The organism is Bradyrhizobium lablabi (assembly GCF_900141755.1).
GTDB classification, from domain to species: domain Bacteria; phylum Pseudomonadota; class Alphaproteobacteria; order Rhizobiales; family Xanthobacteraceae; genus Bradyrhizobium; species Bradyrhizobium lablabi_A.
The window spans coordinates 2,365,801-2,382,229 of the sequence record NZ_LT670844.1 but is presented as its reverse complement, the minus strand read 5'-3'; the positions used below and the strand labels follow the sequence as shown (position 1 = coordinate 2,382,229).

At 62.5% G+C, this 16,429-nt stretch carries 17 protein-coding genes; 10 read left to right on the top strand and 7 right to left on the bottom strand.

Annotation, left to right across the window (positions count from 1 at the left end):
- Nucleotides 1-163 precede the first annotated feature (163 nt).
- Complete coding sequence (locus tag B5526_RS11085) at nt 164-658, bottom strand: lytic transglycosylase domain-containing protein (protein WP_079538226.1); 495 nt, start codon at nt 656-658, stop codon at nt 164-166.
- Between the two features lie 240 nt (nt 659-898).
- Here B5526_RS11085 and B5526_RS11080 point away from each other — a divergent pair, with 240 nt between their 5' ends.
- Nucleotides 899-1,099, top strand: coding sequence for a hypothetical protein (locus tag B5526_RS11080; RefSeq protein ID WP_079544910.1), 201 nt, complete (start codon nt 899-901; stop codon nt 1,097-1,099).
- Between the two features lie 13 nt (nt 1,100-1,112).
- Here the strand turns inward: B5526_RS11080 and B5526_RS11075 are convergent, their stop codons facing one another.
- Both B5526_RS11075 and B5526_RS11070 read right to left on the bottom strand, forming a co-directional pair.
- Nucleotides 1,113-2,447, bottom strand: coding sequence for an ATP-binding protein (locus tag B5526_RS11075; RefSeq protein ID WP_079538225.1), 1,335 nt, complete (start codon nt 2,445-2,447; stop codon nt 1,113-1,115).
- 2 nt (nt 2,448-2,449) lie between these two features.
- The gene (locus tag B5526_RS11070; protein ID WP_079538224.1) at nt 2,450-3,190 is read right to left on the bottom strand and encodes a response regulator; all 741 of its coding nucleotides are present in this window, start codon (nt 3,188-3,190) and stop codon (nt 2,450-2,452) included.
- Between the two features lie 169 nt (nt 3,191-3,359).
- On the opposite strand from B5526_RS11070, the gene B5526_RS11065 reads away from it, so the two are divergent.
- The 5 genes from B5526_RS11065 (at nt 3,360) to B5526_RS11045 (ending at nt 6,423) form a co-directional block, all read left to right on the top strand.
- Nucleotides 3,360-3,938 (top strand): hypothetical protein, encoded by a 579-nt coding sequence (locus B5526_RS11065; RefSeq protein WP_079538223.1) that lies wholly within the window; start codon nt 3,360-3,362, stop codon nt 3,936-3,938.
- A gap of 46 nt (nt 3,939-3,984) precedes the next feature.
- Nucleotides 3,985-4,707 (top strand): formyltransferase family protein, encoded by a 723-nt coding sequence (locus tag B5526_RS11060; RefSeq protein ID WP_079538222.1) that lies wholly within the window; start codon nt 3,985-3,987, stop codon nt 4,705-4,707.
- A 60-nt stretch (nt 4,708-4,767) separates the two neighbouring features.
- On the top strand, nt 4,768-5,142 hold the full coding sequence (locus tag B5526_RS11055; RefSeq protein WP_244562269.1) for a PRC-barrel domain-containing protein: 375 nt from the start codon (nt 4,768-4,770) through the stop codon (nt 5,140-5,142).
- 405 nt (nt 5,143-5,547) lie between these two features.
- A complete protein-coding gene (locus B5526_RS11050; protein ID WP_079538220.1) occupies nt 5,548-6,078 on the top strand; it encodes a PRC-barrel domain-containing protein in 531 nt (176 codons plus the stop codon).
- A gap of 132 nt (nt 6,079-6,210) precedes the next feature.
- Complete coding sequence (locus tag B5526_RS11045; RefSeq protein WP_079538219.1) at nt 6,211-6,423, top strand: dodecin family protein; 213 nt, start codon at nt 6,211-6,213, stop codon at nt 6,421-6,423.
- A gap of 171 nt (nt 6,424-6,594) precedes the next feature.
- Here B5526_RS11045 and B5526_RS11040 read toward each other — a convergent pair whose 3' ends face one another.
- The 3 genes from B5526_RS11040 to B5526_RS11030 form a co-directional block, all read right to left on the bottom strand.
- A complete protein-coding gene (locus B5526_RS11040) occupies nt 6,595-7,806 on the bottom strand; it encodes an ABC transporter substrate-binding protein (protein WP_079538218.1) in 1,212 nt (403 codons plus the stop codon).
- 300 nt (nt 7,807-8,106) lie between these two features.
- Complete coding sequence (locus B5526_RS11035; protein WP_079544909.1) at nt 8,107-9,675, bottom strand: DUF4403 family protein; 1,569 nt, start codon at nt 9,673-9,675, stop codon at nt 8,107-8,109.
- Nucleotides 9,676-9,925: 250 nt separating this feature from the next.
- Nucleotides 9,926-10,615, bottom strand: coding sequence for a L,D-transpeptidase (locus tag B5526_RS11030; protein ID WP_079538217.1), 690 nt, complete (start codon nt 10,613-10,615; stop codon nt 9,926-9,928).
- A 284-nt stretch (nt 10,616-10,899) separates the two neighbouring features.
- Between B5526_RS11030 and B5526_RS11025 the strand changes: the two genes are divergently transcribed.
- The 3 genes from B5526_RS11025 (at nt 10,900) to B5526_RS11015 (ending at nt 13,482) form a co-directional block, all read left to right on the top strand.
- A complete protein-coding gene (locus tag B5526_RS11025; RefSeq protein WP_079538216.1) occupies nt 10,900-11,955 on the top strand; it encodes a glycosyltransferase family 4 protein in 1,056 nt (351 codons plus the stop codon).
- A 78-nt stretch (nt 11,956-12,033) separates the two neighbouring features.
- Nucleotides 12,034-12,723, top strand: a complete 690-nt coding sequence (locus tag B5526_RS11020; RefSeq protein WP_079538215.1) for a class I SAM-dependent methyltransferase — start codon at nt 12,034-12,036, stop codon at nt 12,721-12,723.
- Between the two features lie 126 nt (nt 12,724-12,849).
- Nucleotides 12,850-13,482: a hypothetical protein gene (locus B5526_RS11015; RefSeq protein ID WP_079538214.1), complete on the top strand. Its 633-nt coding sequence runs from the start codon at nt 12,850-12,852 to the stop codon at nt 13,480-13,482.
- A 238-nt stretch (nt 13,483-13,720) separates the two neighbouring features.
- On the opposite strand, the gene B5526_RS11010 is transcribed toward B5526_RS11015, so the two are convergent.
- Complete coding sequence (locus B5526_RS11010) at nt 13,721-15,385, bottom strand: aminotransferase class III-fold pyridoxal phosphate-dependent enzyme (RefSeq protein ID WP_079544907.1); 1,665 nt, start codon at nt 15,383-15,385, stop codon at nt 13,721-13,723.
- A gap of 34 nt (nt 15,386-15,419) precedes the next feature.
- Between B5526_RS11010 and asd the strand changes: the two genes are divergently transcribed.
- Nucleotides 15,420-16,286 carry an archaetidylserine decarboxylase gene (asd, locus tag B5526_RS11005; RefSeq protein WP_079538213.1) on the top strand — a complete coding sequence of 289 codons (867 nt, stop codon included), beginning with the start codon at nt 15,420-15,422 and terminating at the stop codon, nt 16,284-16,286.
- Nucleotides 16,287-16,429: the final 143 nt, after the last annotated feature.

The following is a 16,429-nucleotide window of genomic DNA, read 5'->3' as shown; positions in this document are numbered from 1 at the left end:
TAGGCCGATGGCAGGAAGTGTCAACGTACCCCCCTTCGTCATGCCCGGGGCTTGTCCCGGGCATCCACGTCTTGTCTGCTGCAACACACAAAGACGTGGATGGCCGGGCATAGGCGAGCGGAAGCGACGCCGTCCTTCGGACGGCTAAGCCCGGCCATGACGGTCATTTCGCTGGAACCTGTTGCGCATTGGCGTCCGCCGGGCTCTTCGACGGAGAACTCGCCAGCACCGGTTCGGTGTACCTTAAATGTTCGTGCCGCTGGCGCTTGGCGGCTTCGTAATAGCCGCTAGCGTAATAATGCATGGCGCGGTTGTGATCGCCGTTCGCGGCGCGATAGGCGCCGGCGAGATATTTTACTGCATAGGTGAGATTGGTGTCGGGATCGCGTAGTCCTTCGGCGCTGCCGGTGTAGCCAAGGCTGCGCGCGGTCGCGAGCTTGATCTGCATCAGCCCGATGGTGCCGCCACGTCCGACCAGTCTCGGCTGATAGCGGCTTTCACGCACGATCACGCGATGCACCAGCGCTTCCGGCACGCCATTGGCCCTCGCGTGGCTGGCGACCAGCGCATCATATTCGGCGCGTTGTGCCAAAGCGGGTTGCGAAAGCGACAGCGCCGCGATGGCGGCGAACGATGCAAGCGATAGCTGGCGTTTCATTTCGCGTAAGGCCTCGGACAAGCGTGGTATAGCGGTTGAGCGCTTAAGGACCCCAATTGTTGCAATCGCCGGGCAACATTGAGTCATTTCAATGGCAAGCGGTCGTTGCATTGATGGGCTGCAGTTAAAATGACTCAAGGCCGCCGAAGGTGTATGATCAGGCGGACCGGAGCGCTCCGCATCCGGCAGCAATCCTGTCCAAACTCACGTTCAAACAAAAAAACACAAGGGAGACGCATGATGGCGCGAGAAAATCTCGGCTATGTGCCCCAAGGAAATCCCTGCGCCCAATGCGGCAAGCCGATCGCCGCGCCCGAATGGATCGAGAGCGGCCCGCGCCGCATTTGGTATCTCTGGAATTGCCGGGCCTGCGGCTATCAGTTCGAGGCGATGGCCATTCTCGAGCAGGAAGAATCCGATTCCACGCCGCTCGCGGCCTGACCGCTTTGCGCTTTCACGCCGCCGACTGCTGGCCCTGCTGACGAACCGGTAACTGAATCCGGACGATCAAGCCATGCGGCTGCCGGTCGTTGAGCGACAATGCGCCGCCATGCGCCAGCACGATCGCGCGCGCGATCGACAGCCCGAGGCCGAAGCCTGCCGTCTCATCCATATTGCGGGCGTCGTCGCCGCGCACGAATGGTTCAAGCATGACATCCTTGCGCGCATCGGAAATGCCGGGACCATCGTCCTCGACATCGATCGTCAGATGATCCGGCGACACCCTGAGGCGGATGGTGGCCTCGGCGCCGAACCGGACCGCGTTCTCCACGAGGTTGGTGATGCTGCGATGCAGGTCGTCGGGCCGGACGGTCGCCATCGCGTGCGCCGGGCCGTCGTAAGCGACCTTGTGGCCCATGTCGGCGAATTGATCAGTGATGAGCTGCAGCGAGCTGGCGATATCGACCAGCGTCATCGCTTCCAGCTTGCGATCGTTGCGCAGGAAGGACAGCACCTGTTCCAGCATCGATCGCATCTGGTCGAGATCGCCCAGCATGCGGTTTCTGTGCGCGTCGTCCTCGATGAATTCAGAACGCAGTCGCATCCTGGTGATCGGCGTCCGCAAATCGTGACTGATCGCGGCCAGCATCTTGGTGCGGTCGTCGATCAGGGTCGAGATGCGCTCGCGCATCCGATTGAGCGCTTTTGCAACGGAACGAATTTCTTCAGGACCGCGCTCCGGCAGCGGGGAGGCGGCGCCGTTCAAGCTGAAATTTTCGGCGGCCTTTGCAAATGACGACAGCGGCGCGGTCAGGGCGCGGGCCGCCCACAGCCCAAGCAGCGTGAGGCTGATGACGGCAAACAGCAAGGTCATCATCCACGGTCCGCCCCAGAACGGACGTTGCCACTGGTCCGGCAGCAAGGTAGCGGAAATCATCGCGCCGTCGGGCAGCGCGATGCCGACCTTGTGGTCGCCGTGCTCGGGATCGAGCGAAAAGATCCTGTAGCCAGAGCCGAGCCGGCGATGCAGGCTGTGCAGCGCGCGGTCATCGGCTTCGATCTCGGCGGGCGCGGGGGCTTCGACAAGATCCCTTATGTCCAGTTGCGGAAAAGCGCGCGCGATGTCGGTGAACAATTTTGGCCGCGCCTCCGCAGGCGCCGCGCCGAGAAGCTGGACGGCGGCCGCGAGCTGGCCGTGGCCGCGGTCGATCCCCGGATCGGGCCGGTCCGGCCGATGGATCAGGAAGGTCGCGGTGATGATGACGTGAATGACGATGATCGAGGTCACCACCAGCGCCGCGATCTGTCCGCTGATCCCTTTCAGGTTGAAAAACCCAGATAGCTTCATGGTCAGCCATTGATCGGGATCGTCACCGCGTCCACGGTGGGGGTGAACAGGTAGCCCCCGGAGCGCACCGTCTTGATCATGGTGGGTTCCAGCGGATCGGTTTCGATCTTGCGGCGGATGCGGCTGACCAGCACATCGATACTGCGTTCGAACGAGCCGGCGCTGCGGCCTTGGGTCAGATCGAGCAGACTGTCGCGCGACAGCACGCGGCCGGGCCGCTCGCAAAACGTCCGCAGCAGGTCAAATTCGGCGCTGGTCATGGCGACCCGCGCTCCGGCCGGATTGCGCAGCTCGCGCAGCCTGAAATCGATCCGCCATCCGAGGAAAGTCAGCGCGGTCGCGCCGTTGATGGCGCTGGCGGTCTGCGCCGCCGCCTGCCGGCGCAGCACGGCGTTGATCCGCGCCAATAATTCGCGCGGATTGAACGGTTTTGCCAGATAATCGTCGGCGCCCATCTCGAGGCCCAAAATCCGGTCGACGTCCTCGCCGCGCGCGGTGAGCATGATGATCGGCGTCTGCGATTGCGCGCGGACCTTGCGGCACAGGCTGAGGCCGTCCTCGCCCGGCAGCATGACGTCGAGGATCAAGAGGTCGACGCGATGGTCGGCCATCGCCTTGACCATCTCGCGTCCGTCGGTCGCGGTCGTCACGTTGCAGGCGTTGCTGCGGAGGTATTTCGCGATGAGCGCCCGCGTCTCGCGGTCGTCTTCGACGACAAGAATGTTCGGTGATGCGGTGGCCATCTGGACCCTTTGCCCCTGATTCGAGGACACTACCCGGAGATTTTTGTTTCGGAATGTTTCTGGATTCGCGGAGGTAACACAGCGCAACACGCCGGCAGGGCAATAAAAAGGCCGCGTTAACAACCTCAACCCTACGGTCGAGGCGTCTCACAAGCACTTCGGAGCCACCATGACCTCGATCTCAGCGACCACCAGCAGTACCTACACCTCGCCCCTCCAGAAGCTTCAGGAGGAGCTGCAGGCGGAAGTAAAATCCGGCGCCATCAGTTCCTCTGACCAGAGCGCGCTGTCCTCCGCGCTGACCGAAATCGACTCTTCCCTGCAGAGCAGCCGGGCGAGTGATCAGACCAGCGGCACAAGGCCTTCGCCCGGCGATCTGAAGTCGAAGATCGACAATCTGATCGCCGGCGAAGTGTCGAGCGGCAAACTGACCAGCGACCAGGCCACCGAGCTGCAGAACGTCTTCAAGGCCACGTTCGCCAATGGTGGGCCGGGTGGTCCAGGCGGCGCCGGCGGCCCGCCGCCGTCCCCACCGTCCGGCGGCAGTGACAGTTCGTCGTCCGGCAGTAGCTCCAGCAGCTCGACCAGCACCACCAGCGCGGCGGATCTTTTGCAGCAGTTCATCAAGTCGCTGCAGGATTCGCTGTCGGCCTCATCGACGTCGTTGTACAGCGCAAACGGCAGCACCAATTCCGCCAGCGGCAGCAGTTCGTCGTTCTCGGCGCTGCTGATCAACTACCAGACCTGACCTCAAGCCGACCCATGCAGACGGCGGCCACTAGATCGTGGAACGCATGTTCGACACCATCGTTCTGCTTGCGGGTCCGGCCGAGCTGACCGTGTTGCCGTCGGTGTTGCGTGGGCACAATCCGCATCTCGCGGTGATACCCGTCGGGACCCGCGCCGAACTCGCCGCCCTGGACGCCGATTTGCTGCGGCGGGCCCGGCTGATTGCGTTCGTGACGCCCGTCATCGTGCCGGGGAGCATCCTCGCCCGGCTTGGCTACGGCGCCTTCAATTTTCATCCCGGTCCGCCCCGCTACCCCGGATGGGCGCCCTCGCAGTTTGCTCTTTACGATCAGGCGACCGAGTTCGGCGCGACGGTTCACGTCATGGTCGAACAGGTCGATGCGGGCCCGATTATCGACCTCGCGCTGTTTCCTGTTCCAGCCGATATCTCCGTCCTTGGCCTGGAGGGACTGGCTTATGCTCACCTTGCGCATCTATTCTGGTCCATGGCGAAATCGCTTGCGACCGATCCGGAGCCGCCGCAAACGCGCCCGATCAAATGGGGCAGCCGGAACTGTTCACGTCGCGCTTATCGCGCGATCTGCAACATCCCCCTCGACATTGCAAAGGATGAATTGGAGCGCCGCATCAGGGTGTTCGGCGGCAACTATTTCGGAATAATGCCGACGATCAATCTGCACGGGGTTGAGTTTCGCGCCGTGTTGCCGTCTCCCGGCCAGGCGGCCACGCAGACGGCAGCCGATAGCCCGACTTCAATTGCGATCTGATGGAACCGGGGAACGGCCCAAGCGTTGGTTCCACTTCACCAACCCCATGGGAGGGTGATGATGATCGACGTCATGGCGAAACCGCATCAGTTGATCGCGAGCGACCGGGTCGAGGGCACGGCGGTGCGCCGGCCGAATGGCGAGCGGATCGGTCACATCGAGCGGTTGATGATCGACAAGATCAGCGGCAAGGTTTCCTACGCGATCCTCAGTTTCGGCGGGTTCCTCGGCATCGGAACCAATCTGTTGCCGCTGCCCTGGGCGCGGCTGACCTACAATCCGAGGTTCGAGGCCTACGAACTCGACATCGACGATGAAGAACTCCGCCACGCGCCATCGTTCGGCGCCGACAAGGATTTTGATTGGGGCGACCGCTCGCAGGAAACCGAACTGCATCGCTATTACGGAACCCCGCCCTACTGGGGCGGGTTCTGATCGCGCACGAAATTTGCGCTTCGTGCGGAGGGCGCATCCGCACCAGCACTGTCATCGTCAACACTGTCATCGTCGGGCTTGACATCACCACCGTCATCGTCCGGCATAGCCGTCCGAAGGACGGCGTCGCTTCCGCTCGCCTATGACCGGACGATCCAGTATCCAGAGACGGCAGTGATTGATCGAGGGGCCGCGGCGTACTGGATCCCCGCGTGCGCGGGGATGACGACTGTTAATGTGGCGCGATCCGCGTTCTTCATCACTTGTTTTCTTCGTCACCTCGCAACATCGACGATGCATTGCAACGAAGATGCGTTGCAATGTTGAAATGCGATATGGAACTGGAACGGCAGATCGCGTTCCGGGTTTTCTCCGAACAATGTTTAAGCTCAGGGAGAAAACAACATGTTTGCAAAATATATCGCAGTCGGTTTGGTCGGGTCCGCATTGCTTGCGGGCGCGGCGTTCGCCCAAACTCCAACGACAACCACCGACCGCGCCAACATGGCGCCGGCCGCGGCGTCAAGTTCGTCGTTCCAGGGTGACTGGCGCGGCTCGAAGATCATTGGGCTGAATGTCTACAATGACAACAACGAGAATCTCGGCTCGATCAACGAACTCCTGATGGACAAAAACGGGAAGGTTCAAGGCATCGTGCTCAGTGTCGGCGGCTTCCTCGGCATGGGCAGCCATCTGGTTGCCGTTCCCTACGAGAAGGTCAAATTTGTCGATCAGCCGGTCGCCTACACGGGCGCCGGCGCTTCCAATGCACCAGCCAACCGGCCGGCTTCATCGACGACCACGGGCTCGAGCACCAGCACGACGTCTGGCGCCGCGACGACGTCGGCGGCCAATCCGTGGTACCCGGATCATGCCGTCTTCAACGCGACCAAGGATGAGCTGAAGGCAATGCCGGAGTTCAAATTCTCGACCTGAGCCATCACCGGGTTGACCGGCTGAACCGGCTGGCGCGTCCGGCTTTGCCGGGCGCGCTTTGCTTTAACTCATGCTAGGCTCGCCTCCGGCAGGAGCACCTGCCTCCTGCCTAATGCCGAACGGGAGGACGACATGAGTGAGAGCGTCTACAAAGTCATTGAACTGATCGGTACCAGCAACGACTCATGGGAAAAGGCGGCCGCTGCAGCGGTGGAAAGGGCCGGGAAAACCCTCCGGGATCTTCGTGTCGCCGAAGTTGTCAAACTCGATTTGCAACTCGATGCCAAGGGCAAGATCGAAGCCTACCGCGCCAAGCTCAACGTCTCGTTCAAGTACGAGGATTGAGGCAGCGGGAGTGCGGCTTCTTACCTCGCCCCGCTTGCGGGGAGAGGTCGGATTTTACGCGTAGCGAAAAATACGGGTGAGGGGGAGTCTCCGCGAGTCCGAGTGCGTGGAAAGAGCCCCTCACCCCAACCCTCTCCCCGCAAGGGCGGGGCAAGGGAGAAGCGAAGAACCTCAATTCGTCTTCACCAGCGGGCAGCCGCCCTTGTCGAGCGGACGGAAGGCTTCGTCGCCGGGGACGGTCGCGATCAGCTTGTAGAGATCCCACTCGCCCTTGGACTCCTCCGGCTTTTTCACCTCGAACAGATACATGTCGTGGACCATGCGGCCGTCGATGCGGATCTTCCCATTCTTGGCAAAGAAGTCGTTGATCGGGGTGGCGCGCATCTGCGCCATCACCTTCGGCGCTTCATCCGTGCCGATGGCATCGATCGCCTTCAGATAATGCATCGTCGCCGAATAGAGTCCGGCCTGGATCATGGTCGGCATATGACCGACCTTGTCCATGAACCGCTTCGAGAACGCGCGGGTCTCGTCATTCATGTCCCAGTAGAACGCGTCGGTGACGATCAGGCCCTGGGTCGCCTTGACGCCGAGCGCGTGCGTATCGGTTATCTCCTGCAACAGCGCGATCATCTTCTGGCCGCCATCGGTGATGCCGAATTCGGAGGCCTGCTTCAGCGCATTGGTGGTGTCGCCGCCGGCATTGGCGAGCGCGACCACCTTGGCCTTGGAGGCCTGCGCCTGCAGCAGGAACGAGGAGAAGTCCGACGAATTGAGCGGATGGCGCACGTCGCCGAGCACCTTGCCGCCGCTCTCCTTGACGACGTTGGCGGCATCGCGCTCCAGCGCCATGCCGAAGGCGTAATCCGCCGTGACGAAGAACCAAGTGTCCTCGCCGCGCTTGACCATCGCCCTGCCGGCGACGTTCGAGAGCGCGTAGGTGTCGTAGGTCCAGTGCACGGTGTTGGGCGAGCAGGCGACACCGGTGATGTCGGAGCTGCCGCCGCCGGAATTGATGTGGATCCTGTTCTTCTCGCGCGTCAGCGCGGAGACCGGCAGCGCGACGGACGAGGTCGGCACGTCGAAGATCGCGTCCACCTTGTCGTTGTCGTACCAGCTGCGCGCGATGGCAACCCCGACGTCCGGCTTGTTCTGATGGTCGGCGGCGATCACCTCGATGGGCTTGTCTTTGACCTTGCCGCCGTAATCGGCGACCGCCATCTGCACGGCGGCCAGCGAGCCCTTGCCGGTCGCATCCGCATAGAGGCTCGACATGTCCGTAAGCACGCCGATCTTGACGACGTCGTCGGAAATCTGCGCGTTCGCCGCACCGGAAACGGCTAGCGCGAGGCCGGCCGCGAATACGGCTGCAACTGACTTCATGGTTTCTTCTCCCAGGCTTCTTGTTTAAGGGCTTCGGTTTGAAGTTTTGCTTGTATCCGGCTTGGACGACGGCTGCAAAGCCAAAGGCGGGGAGGGAACGTGGGGGAATGGTTAAAAAGCGGGCGGCATTTCTTTCTTACCTCGCCCCGCTTGCGGCGAGAGGTCGGATTTTGCGCGTGGCGCAAAATCCGGGTGAGGGGGACTCTCCGCGAGTCTGAATTTGTGGAGAGAGCCCCTCACCCCAACCCTCTCCCCGCGAAGGGCGGGGCGAGGGAGAAGGAAGCGGGCGAGCGAGAACATCTAAAACCCCGGCAGCGCCGTGATGACGACATTGATCGCGCCCTGGGCTTCCGCGATCACGCGCAGCGTTTTGGAATCGAAGGCGATGTCGGCTAGCCGGAGGCTGGTGATTTCCGCAGCTACCCGCACGCCGTCCTCGTTCTTCTGATAATCCGCGATCGCGGCCGCGATCTTTTTCTGGGCGTTGGCGGCGAACGGCTTGAGGTCGATCGTTGCCTTCTCCGCCAGCGCCTTCTGTAGATGCGGCATGGCCGCGCGCGCGGCCGCGCCGAGCAGCCCGAAGGCGGCTTCCGATTCGACCGCGAGCTCGATGTCGGTCAGCCGCAGCGTCTGCTGCGCTTCGTCCAGCACCGGTCGGCCCCAGATGTGCACGTCGGCTTCACCGCCAAATCCAAAGAAACTCTCTTTCTCCTTGGCGCGCACCCGCAGCGAAATCAGGAGCCGGTTGCCCGAGGCCGTGACGCTGGCGCGCTTGACGGCGACGTCGACCGAGCCCGAACCGTCCTCGGGAAAGGTCCGCCCCGAAAGCTGCGTCTCCAGGATCTTGTTGAGGTCGGTAAACGGTACGTCGATCGGCACCCCGATGGCGACCCCGCCCGGCGTCGGCGGCACGATGCTGATAATGGCGGGAAACGGGCAATCGGGTTTGGTCTCGACCGGGGTGATGCGGGTCTCCGCCTCGATACCGATGGTCAGCGTGACCGCGGACGCATCGACATGCGGCTGGGCTGCGATCGCCCGCGTCGGCCGCATCTCCAGCCAAAGCGCCGGCAGTGCCGTGGTCGCGGCAGTGCCTTGCAGCGGGATCGAGCGGCAGGCCCTGGCCCATTGCGCCCGCGCGTTGCGCTCCAGCGTCGGATCAGTGCGCAGCCGGCTCTCGACGGCGGCGATCTGTTCGCCGACCGTCTTGTCGAGCAATGGCTTGACCTGCGCCGGGACGTTGACGCGGGCGCCGGCCACCGCAAGGCTGGTGTCGCCCAGATCGACCTGCGCGGCCAGGTTAGGTTCGAGGTGCCAGCTGGCGGCGATTTTTGGCCGCGAGGTGAAGGTGACGCCGCCCTTGATCTCGGCGCTGGCGTTGAGCGCCTTGATATTGACGCTGCCGATCTGCTTGCCGAGATTGCCGCCGAGCAACCCGCCGATCGCGTCACCGACCGCACCCGTTGCTTTCGACGATAGCGAACCCGTGACATTGAGCTTTCCGGTCAGCGCGGTCGACAGCGACAGCACGTCCTGCGCGCCGGTCGCCGCGATAGGCCCGCGCGACGCGGTCCAGCCGATATCGGCGTTTTGCAATACCTGCGACACCGGGTTGTCGGCCTTGCCGGCGAAATCGCGCGGCGCCGCGCGATCGGCGGCGTCGCGAATCGCCGACAGCGCAACCGAGACCGGCGCAATGATGCTGGAGTTGCGCGCGGCCGGCGGCAGCGGCGGCAATTGCGTCAGCGGCGGAGGGGCGATCGCCGCGCGCGGCGACAGCCAGTCCATGGCTTTCAGGCTGACGAAAAACGAAACCACGATCACGGCGATCGCGAGCAGGATGGTTTTGAGGCTCACCGCCTGGCGCATCATGTCCCCGGACTGATTCCGCGGCACAGACTATAGAGCGGCCGGTAGCCGCGCCATAGCGCGGCAATGTGAATAAATCGAAAGAATCCGGGGCCTTACTGTGGCGATGGGATGGCGCGAGAGGAACGGCAAAGCGTCCCCACGATGTCGTCCCTGCGAAAGCGGAGACGACAAAAGTTTGTGTCCGGTCAGAAACAAAAATGGCGCGGAGACCGCGCCATTCTTTCCGCTAGATTTTCAGCTGGGCCGATCAGCCGCGCTTGCCGTTGGTATTGTCGGCGCGGCGGTCCATCGGCAGCACGATCACCTTGGTGCCGACATTGACCCGCGAATAGAGGTCAGTGACGTCGTCATTGGTGAGGCGGATGCAGCCGGACGAAACATGGGTGCCGATGGTGCCCGGCGCGTTGGTGCCGTGGATGCGGTACACGGTGCCGCCGAGATACATGGCCCGCGCGCCGAGCGGGTTGCCGGGGCCGCCGGCCATCTGGCGCGGCAGATAGGGCTGGCGCGCGATCATTTCCGGCGGCGGGGTCCAATCCGGCCACTCCGCCTTCTTGGTGATCGATTGCACGCCGGACCAGGTAAAGCCGTCGCGGCCGACGCCGATGCCGTAGCGGATCGCCTGGCCGCCTCCGAGCACATAATAGAGATAGGTGTTGGGAGTATCGATGATGATGGTGCCGGGCGCCTCGTGGCTGGCATAGGTCACGATCTGGCGGCGCAAGCGGGCCGGCAGTTCTGTGGCGGTGCCTTCGTCCTCGGAGGGCGCGGCCTGGACCGGCGGCGGCGCCGATTGTACCGGCGGCGTCATGACAAAGGGAAACAGCTCCAGCGGCGCGGCCACAGCGGAGCCGGAAAACGAAAGCGCGCCGATCGCCAGCGCCCCGAAGGCAGCGGCACGGCGGGCATACGGCTTGAATGCATCCAGATTGAGCATCGAACGTCCCCTGTGTTTTTAGTCTGTCTGTAGCGCCCTGGCGCCCATTCGGCGCCTCGTTGGGGAGGACATGTACAGGGCGGCCGTTTCAGAACGTTTGCGTCGAAACCGCAAAATGGTTTCGTCGAGGTAAGGAAATGTTTCGTTAGTGTGTCGTGGCCGGCCAAAAAGCCGTGAAGGGGATGCGAAAAAGAATGGTTACGGATCGATGACGTCACACGCCTGAAATATCCGTGGTTGAACGTCGCGCCTTGAGAATCACCTTAAGGCCGTGGATTCCCGTCATGCGGATATTGATTGCGACCGACGCTTGGCATCCGCAGGTAAACGGCGTGGTGCGCACGTTAACCTCGCTCGCCCGCAGCGCCTCGGCGCTCGGCGCCGACGTCTCCTTCTTGACCCCCGAGGGGTTTCCGTCGGTGGGCGTGCCGACCTATCCGGGGCTTCGGATCGCCTTGCCGAACCGGCGCGAAATCGCCCGCCGGGTCGAGGCGGCAGCACCTGAAGCCATCCATATCGCAACCGAGGGGCCGATCGGTTGGGCGGTGCGGGCCCATTGCCTGCGCCGCAAGCTTGCCTTTACGACCTCGTATACGACGCGCTTTCCGGAATATATCGCGGTACGCTCGATCATCCCCGCCGCGCTGAGCTATGCGGTGCTGCGGCATTTTCACGCCGCGGGCGCCATGACCATGGTCGCGACTCCGTCGCTCCGGCAGGAGCTTGCCGCCAAAGGTTTTAAGAAGCTCGGCTTCTGGGGCCGCGGCGTCGACACAAATCTCTTCAACCCCGACGATCCGGCGAAACTCGATCTGCCGAAACCGATTTTCATGACGATGGGCCGTGTCGCGGTGGAGAAGAACATCGAAGCGTTTCTTGTCCTCGACCTGCCGGGATCGAAGGTCGTGATCGGCGACGGGCCGCAGAAAGCCGAGCTTGAGCGGCGCTATCCGCAAGTGAGGTTTTTGGGCGAAAAAACCGGCCAAGACCTGACCTCGCATCTGGCGGCAGCGGACGTCTTCGTCTTCCCGAGCCTGACCGACACATTCGGCGTGGTTCAGCTCGAAGCGCTGGCCTGCGGCACGCCGGTCGCGGCTTTTCCGGTCACCGGCCCGCTTGATGTGATCGCCGATCATCCGATCGGCGCGCTGGACAACGATCTGCGCAGCGCTTGTCTGCGCGCGCTGACCATGTCCCGCGACTCCTGCCGGAGTTTTGCGCTGGAGCGTTCCTGGGAGAACAGCGCCAGGCAGTTCATCGGCAATTTGAGTGCGTTGCAGCCGAGCCGCTCGCTGCGGCCTGCCGTCCGCGTGGCCGGCAGAAGCACGGTGCAAGGTTGATTTGGCAAAGGCTGATTTGGCGAGTCTTACTCAATCAAGGCTGATTTAAAACCCTTACAACGACAAACGAGAGTTACCATGGCAGAAATTATGAAGCTTGACGGCGCAAGGCAGTTGGATTTCGACCGCGAGACGGTCGAACAGGCCTATGACCGCTGGGCGCCGGTTTACGACCTCGTGTTTGGCGGCGTGTTCTCAAAGGGACGCAAGGCGGCGATTGCGGCGACCAACAAGATCGGCGGCCGCGTGCTCGAGGTCGGCGTCGGCACCGGAATCTCGTTGCCGCAATACGCCCCGCATCTTCGCATCTTCGGCACCGATATTTCCGAAGCGATGCTGCGCAAGGCCAAACGAAGGGTCGACGAGCTCCGCCTGAAGAATGTCGAGGGCCTCGCCGTCATGGACGCCGAAAAAATCGAATTTCCCGACAATTCGTTCGACGTGGTGATGGCGCAATATGTCGTCACCGCGGTGCCTAACCCGGAAGTGGCGCTCGACGAGTTCGCCCGGGTGCTGCGGCCCGGCGGCGAACTGATCATCCTGACCCGGGTCAGCGCCGATGCCGGGGTGCGCCGTTTCATCGAGCAGCGGTTGCAGCCGGTGGTGCGTCCGCTCGGCTTCCGCACGGCTGAATTCGCCTGGTCGCGCTATGCTCAATGGCTGGCGGGCGCGCATGGCGTGGAATTGGTCGAGCGCCGCCTGGTACCGCCGCTCGGTCACTTCTCGCTGGTTCGCATCCGGAAAACCGAAATGGCGGTCGCCGCCTGAATTAGGGCGGCTGACGTTCGCCGTATGGCGACGTCATCGCGTCACGTCATGTGACATTTTGATGATGTCATATGCCGTACATCGAATCCTTGTAAAACGAATCAACCTATTTTTTGGGGTGAGAGAATGATCAAGAACTTCCGGGAGCAGCTGCGCATCCAACGCTGGGATGATCACCGCTATTACCATCACAGCCGGATCAACCAGAGCCTGCACTTCGTCAGCGCAGTCAGCTTCATGATCGGCTATGCGATGATGTTTTTCGATCCGGTGGCGTCCGCGCTGATTGGCTGGCTGGTCTCGATGACGTCACGCCAGGCCGGGCACTTCTTCTTCGAGCCGAGGGGCTACGACCACCTCAATCAGGCGACCCACGAGCACAAGGAAGAGATCAAGGTCGGGTACAATCTGCGGCGCAAGGTCGTGCTGATGTCGATCTGGGCTGCATCGCCGGTGGTGCTGTACTTCGATCCGACCCTGTTCGGCCTCTTCACGCCCTGGGCCTCGCCGGCCGATTTCATGCGTCAAGTAGCAAAAATCTGGCTGGTGGTGGGCGTCGGCGGGCTTTTGTTCCGTACCGTGCACCTGTTCTTCATCCGCGATGTCGAAACCGGCCTGGTCTGGATGACCAAGATCCTGACCGATCCCTTCAACGACTTCAAACTCTATCACAAGGCGCCGCTCTATCTGTTGAAGGGCGAACTGATCGACCCCGGCCATGATCTCATCGAGCACGGGCTGGAAGAGCAGCACGCCTGAACTTTGACTCGCAGTGCAGTCTCAACGTCGTCAGGCCCGGGCTTGTCCCGGGCATCCACGTCTTGGCGGTCTAACCGCAAGAAGCGACGCCGTCCTTCGGACGGCTATGCACGGCCTCGTGGTTCGAGACGCGCGGCGCTGCCGCGCTCCTCACCATGAGGGTCCGGCGAACCTCATCCTGAGGAGCATCGCAGAGCGATGCGTCTCGAAGGACGAGGCCCCCGTGTTGGCAAATGCGCTAGCGGGAAAATCGGCTGGCCAGCATCTCTTTCAGAATCTGCCGGCGGATTTGCTTGTTGGTGAGGGACGCGCCGTTCCACCACCAGCCGTCCGCTTTCATTTTTTCCGCGGCGGCGACAAAGCGCTTTGCGACTTCGGCGAAATCCGCTTCCGTGTAGTTCAGGCTGAAGATCAGCCGGCCGGTGCCGACCCAGCTCAGCGCGAGCCCTTCGGCGCGCAGGTAATATTGCAGCATCCAGTTGTAACGGGACGGCTCGGTATAATGCACGGTCCAGATCGAGGACATATTGGCGACGCGGACCGGCAGGTCTTGCGCGGCAAGCGCCTCGTTCAGCTGCGCCGCGCGGGAATTCCAGATCTCGTCGAGCCCGTTATAGACCGCGTGGAAATTCGGACTGGCGAGGCGGCTCAGGAATTCGTCCATCGCCGTCATGACGTAAGGGTGCGAATTGAAGGTGCCGCGCGCGAAGCAGACGTCGGCGGGCCGGTCGTCGCGGAAGCGGCGCATCAATTCCTTGCGTCCACAGACGACGCCGACGGGCAGCCCACCGGCAAGGCTCTTGCCATAGGTCACCATGTCGGCGCGCACGCCAAAATATTCCTGCGCGCCGCCGGCGGCGAGCCGGAAGCCGACGAATACCTCGTCGAAGATCAGGACGATATTGCGCTCGGTGCAGACTTGCCGCAGCGCTTTGAGCCATTCGCCATAGGCCGCGCGATCAAAACTTGCGCCGCGCGAGCTGTCGACCAGGGCGGAATCGCCGGGCGCATTGGCGTTCGGATGCAGCGCCTGCAGCGGATTGACCAGCACGCAGGCGATATCGCGCCGCGTCCTCAAGACGTGAAGCGTGCGCTCGGACATGTCGGCCAGCGTATAGGTTTCGTGCGGCGAAATCGGATTGCCGACGCCGGGCTGCACGTCGCCCCACCAGCCGTGATAGGCGCCGGCAAAGCGAACCAGATGCGAGCGCTTGGTGTGGTAGCGCGCGAGCCGCACCGCCTGCATCACGGCTTCGGTGCCGGACATGTGGAACGAGACTTCGTCGAGCCCGGAAATCTCGGCGAGCCTGCGGACGTTTTCGGCGACAACGGGATGATAGAAGCCGAGCACGGGGCCCAGCGCCTGCGCCCGCTTCTCGGCACCCGCAATGCATTCCTTGTAAAAATCATTGCCGAAAATATTGACGCCGTAGGAGCCGGCAAGATCGTAAAACACATTCCCGTCGAGGTCGGTCAGGGTGACGCCGCTCGACGCCTGCATAAAACTGCCGGCGCCGAGATGCTCACGGACCAGCCGGCTATATTGAAACGGCACACGGTAGCTTTGGGTGAATTGCAAGTCGGAAATCTGGCCTGCTGCTTCCTTGGTCATCTGCCGGCTGCGCGCAAAACGGTCCTCGTAGAGGCCCGCAAGCCTAAAAAAGCCATCATGGCGCTGCGTGGCCACTTCGGACGGCGCGCCGTCCGACTTGAAAAAATGGTTGAGGTCGAACTCGTAAAACGGGATCAGCCGCGCCACCGCGCGCGACATCTTGGAATGCCCGGTCAGCGAGCGGTGTTTGGCGCGCGACAGCGCCAGCCGGGCTTTCACCTTGGGAGCGACCACGGCGGTCGCGGCGACCGCGCCGGCGGCGAGAGATAGAATCGAGAGCTGCGAATCCATGACAAAAGCGCTAACCAGTCCTTCTGACAGATTCATGACAGTCAAAAGCCTCATTGCCACCTTTACCCAGCAGGAAGACCTCAACTTCCTGTTGACCAACCGTGTCCCCCGCGCCGCTTTGACCCGGTTCATGGGCTGGTTCAGCAAGATCGAACAGCCGTTGATTCGCGATCTCTCGATCGCGTGCTGGCGGCTGTTCTCCGATCTTGATCTTACCGAAGCGCGCAAGACCCATTTCAAGAGCCTGCACGACTGTTTTACCCGCGAGCTGCGCCCCGGCCTGCGGCCGCCCGATCCGGACCCGTCGATCGTGGTCAGCCCGTGCGACGCCATCATCGGCGCACACGGCGCGATCGCCGATACCGAATTGTTTCAGGTCAAGGGCGCCGGGTATTCGCTGCTGGACCTGCTCGGCGATCCCGCGCTGGTCGATACCCACCGCAACGGACGATTTATCACCTTACGGCTGACCTCGAGCATGTACCACCGCTTTCACGCGCCGCATGATTGCCGGATCGAGCGGGTCAATTTTATCTCCGGCGATACCTGGAACGTCAATCCGATCGCGCTAAAGCGCATCGAAAAGCTGTTTTGCAAGAACGAGCGCGCGGTGATTCAAACGCACCTGGCGACAGGCGAGGCGCTGACCCTGGTGCCGGTCGCAGCGATCCTGGTCGCCAGCATCCGGCTGCATTTCCTCGATGTGCTGCTCAACGCCCAAAGCCGCGGGCCAACGGCTTTTCCTTGCGATGTCAGCGTGCGCAAGGGCGATGAGCTCGGCTGGTTCGAGCACGGCTCGACCATCATCGTGCTGTTGCCCGATCATTTTGAATTCTGCGACAACGTAAAGGACGGCGCCTGCATCCGCGCCGGCGAACCGCTGCTGCGCAAGCCGGGTTGATCCCTCACCGGGAACGCAACAACAGCCGAGCAATAACTCGTCATCACCCGCGAAAGCGGGTGATCCAGTACGCCGCGGCCTTTCTGCTTGATCACTAACGCTGCGGGCTACTGGGTCGCCCGGTCATAGGCAAGCGGAAGCGA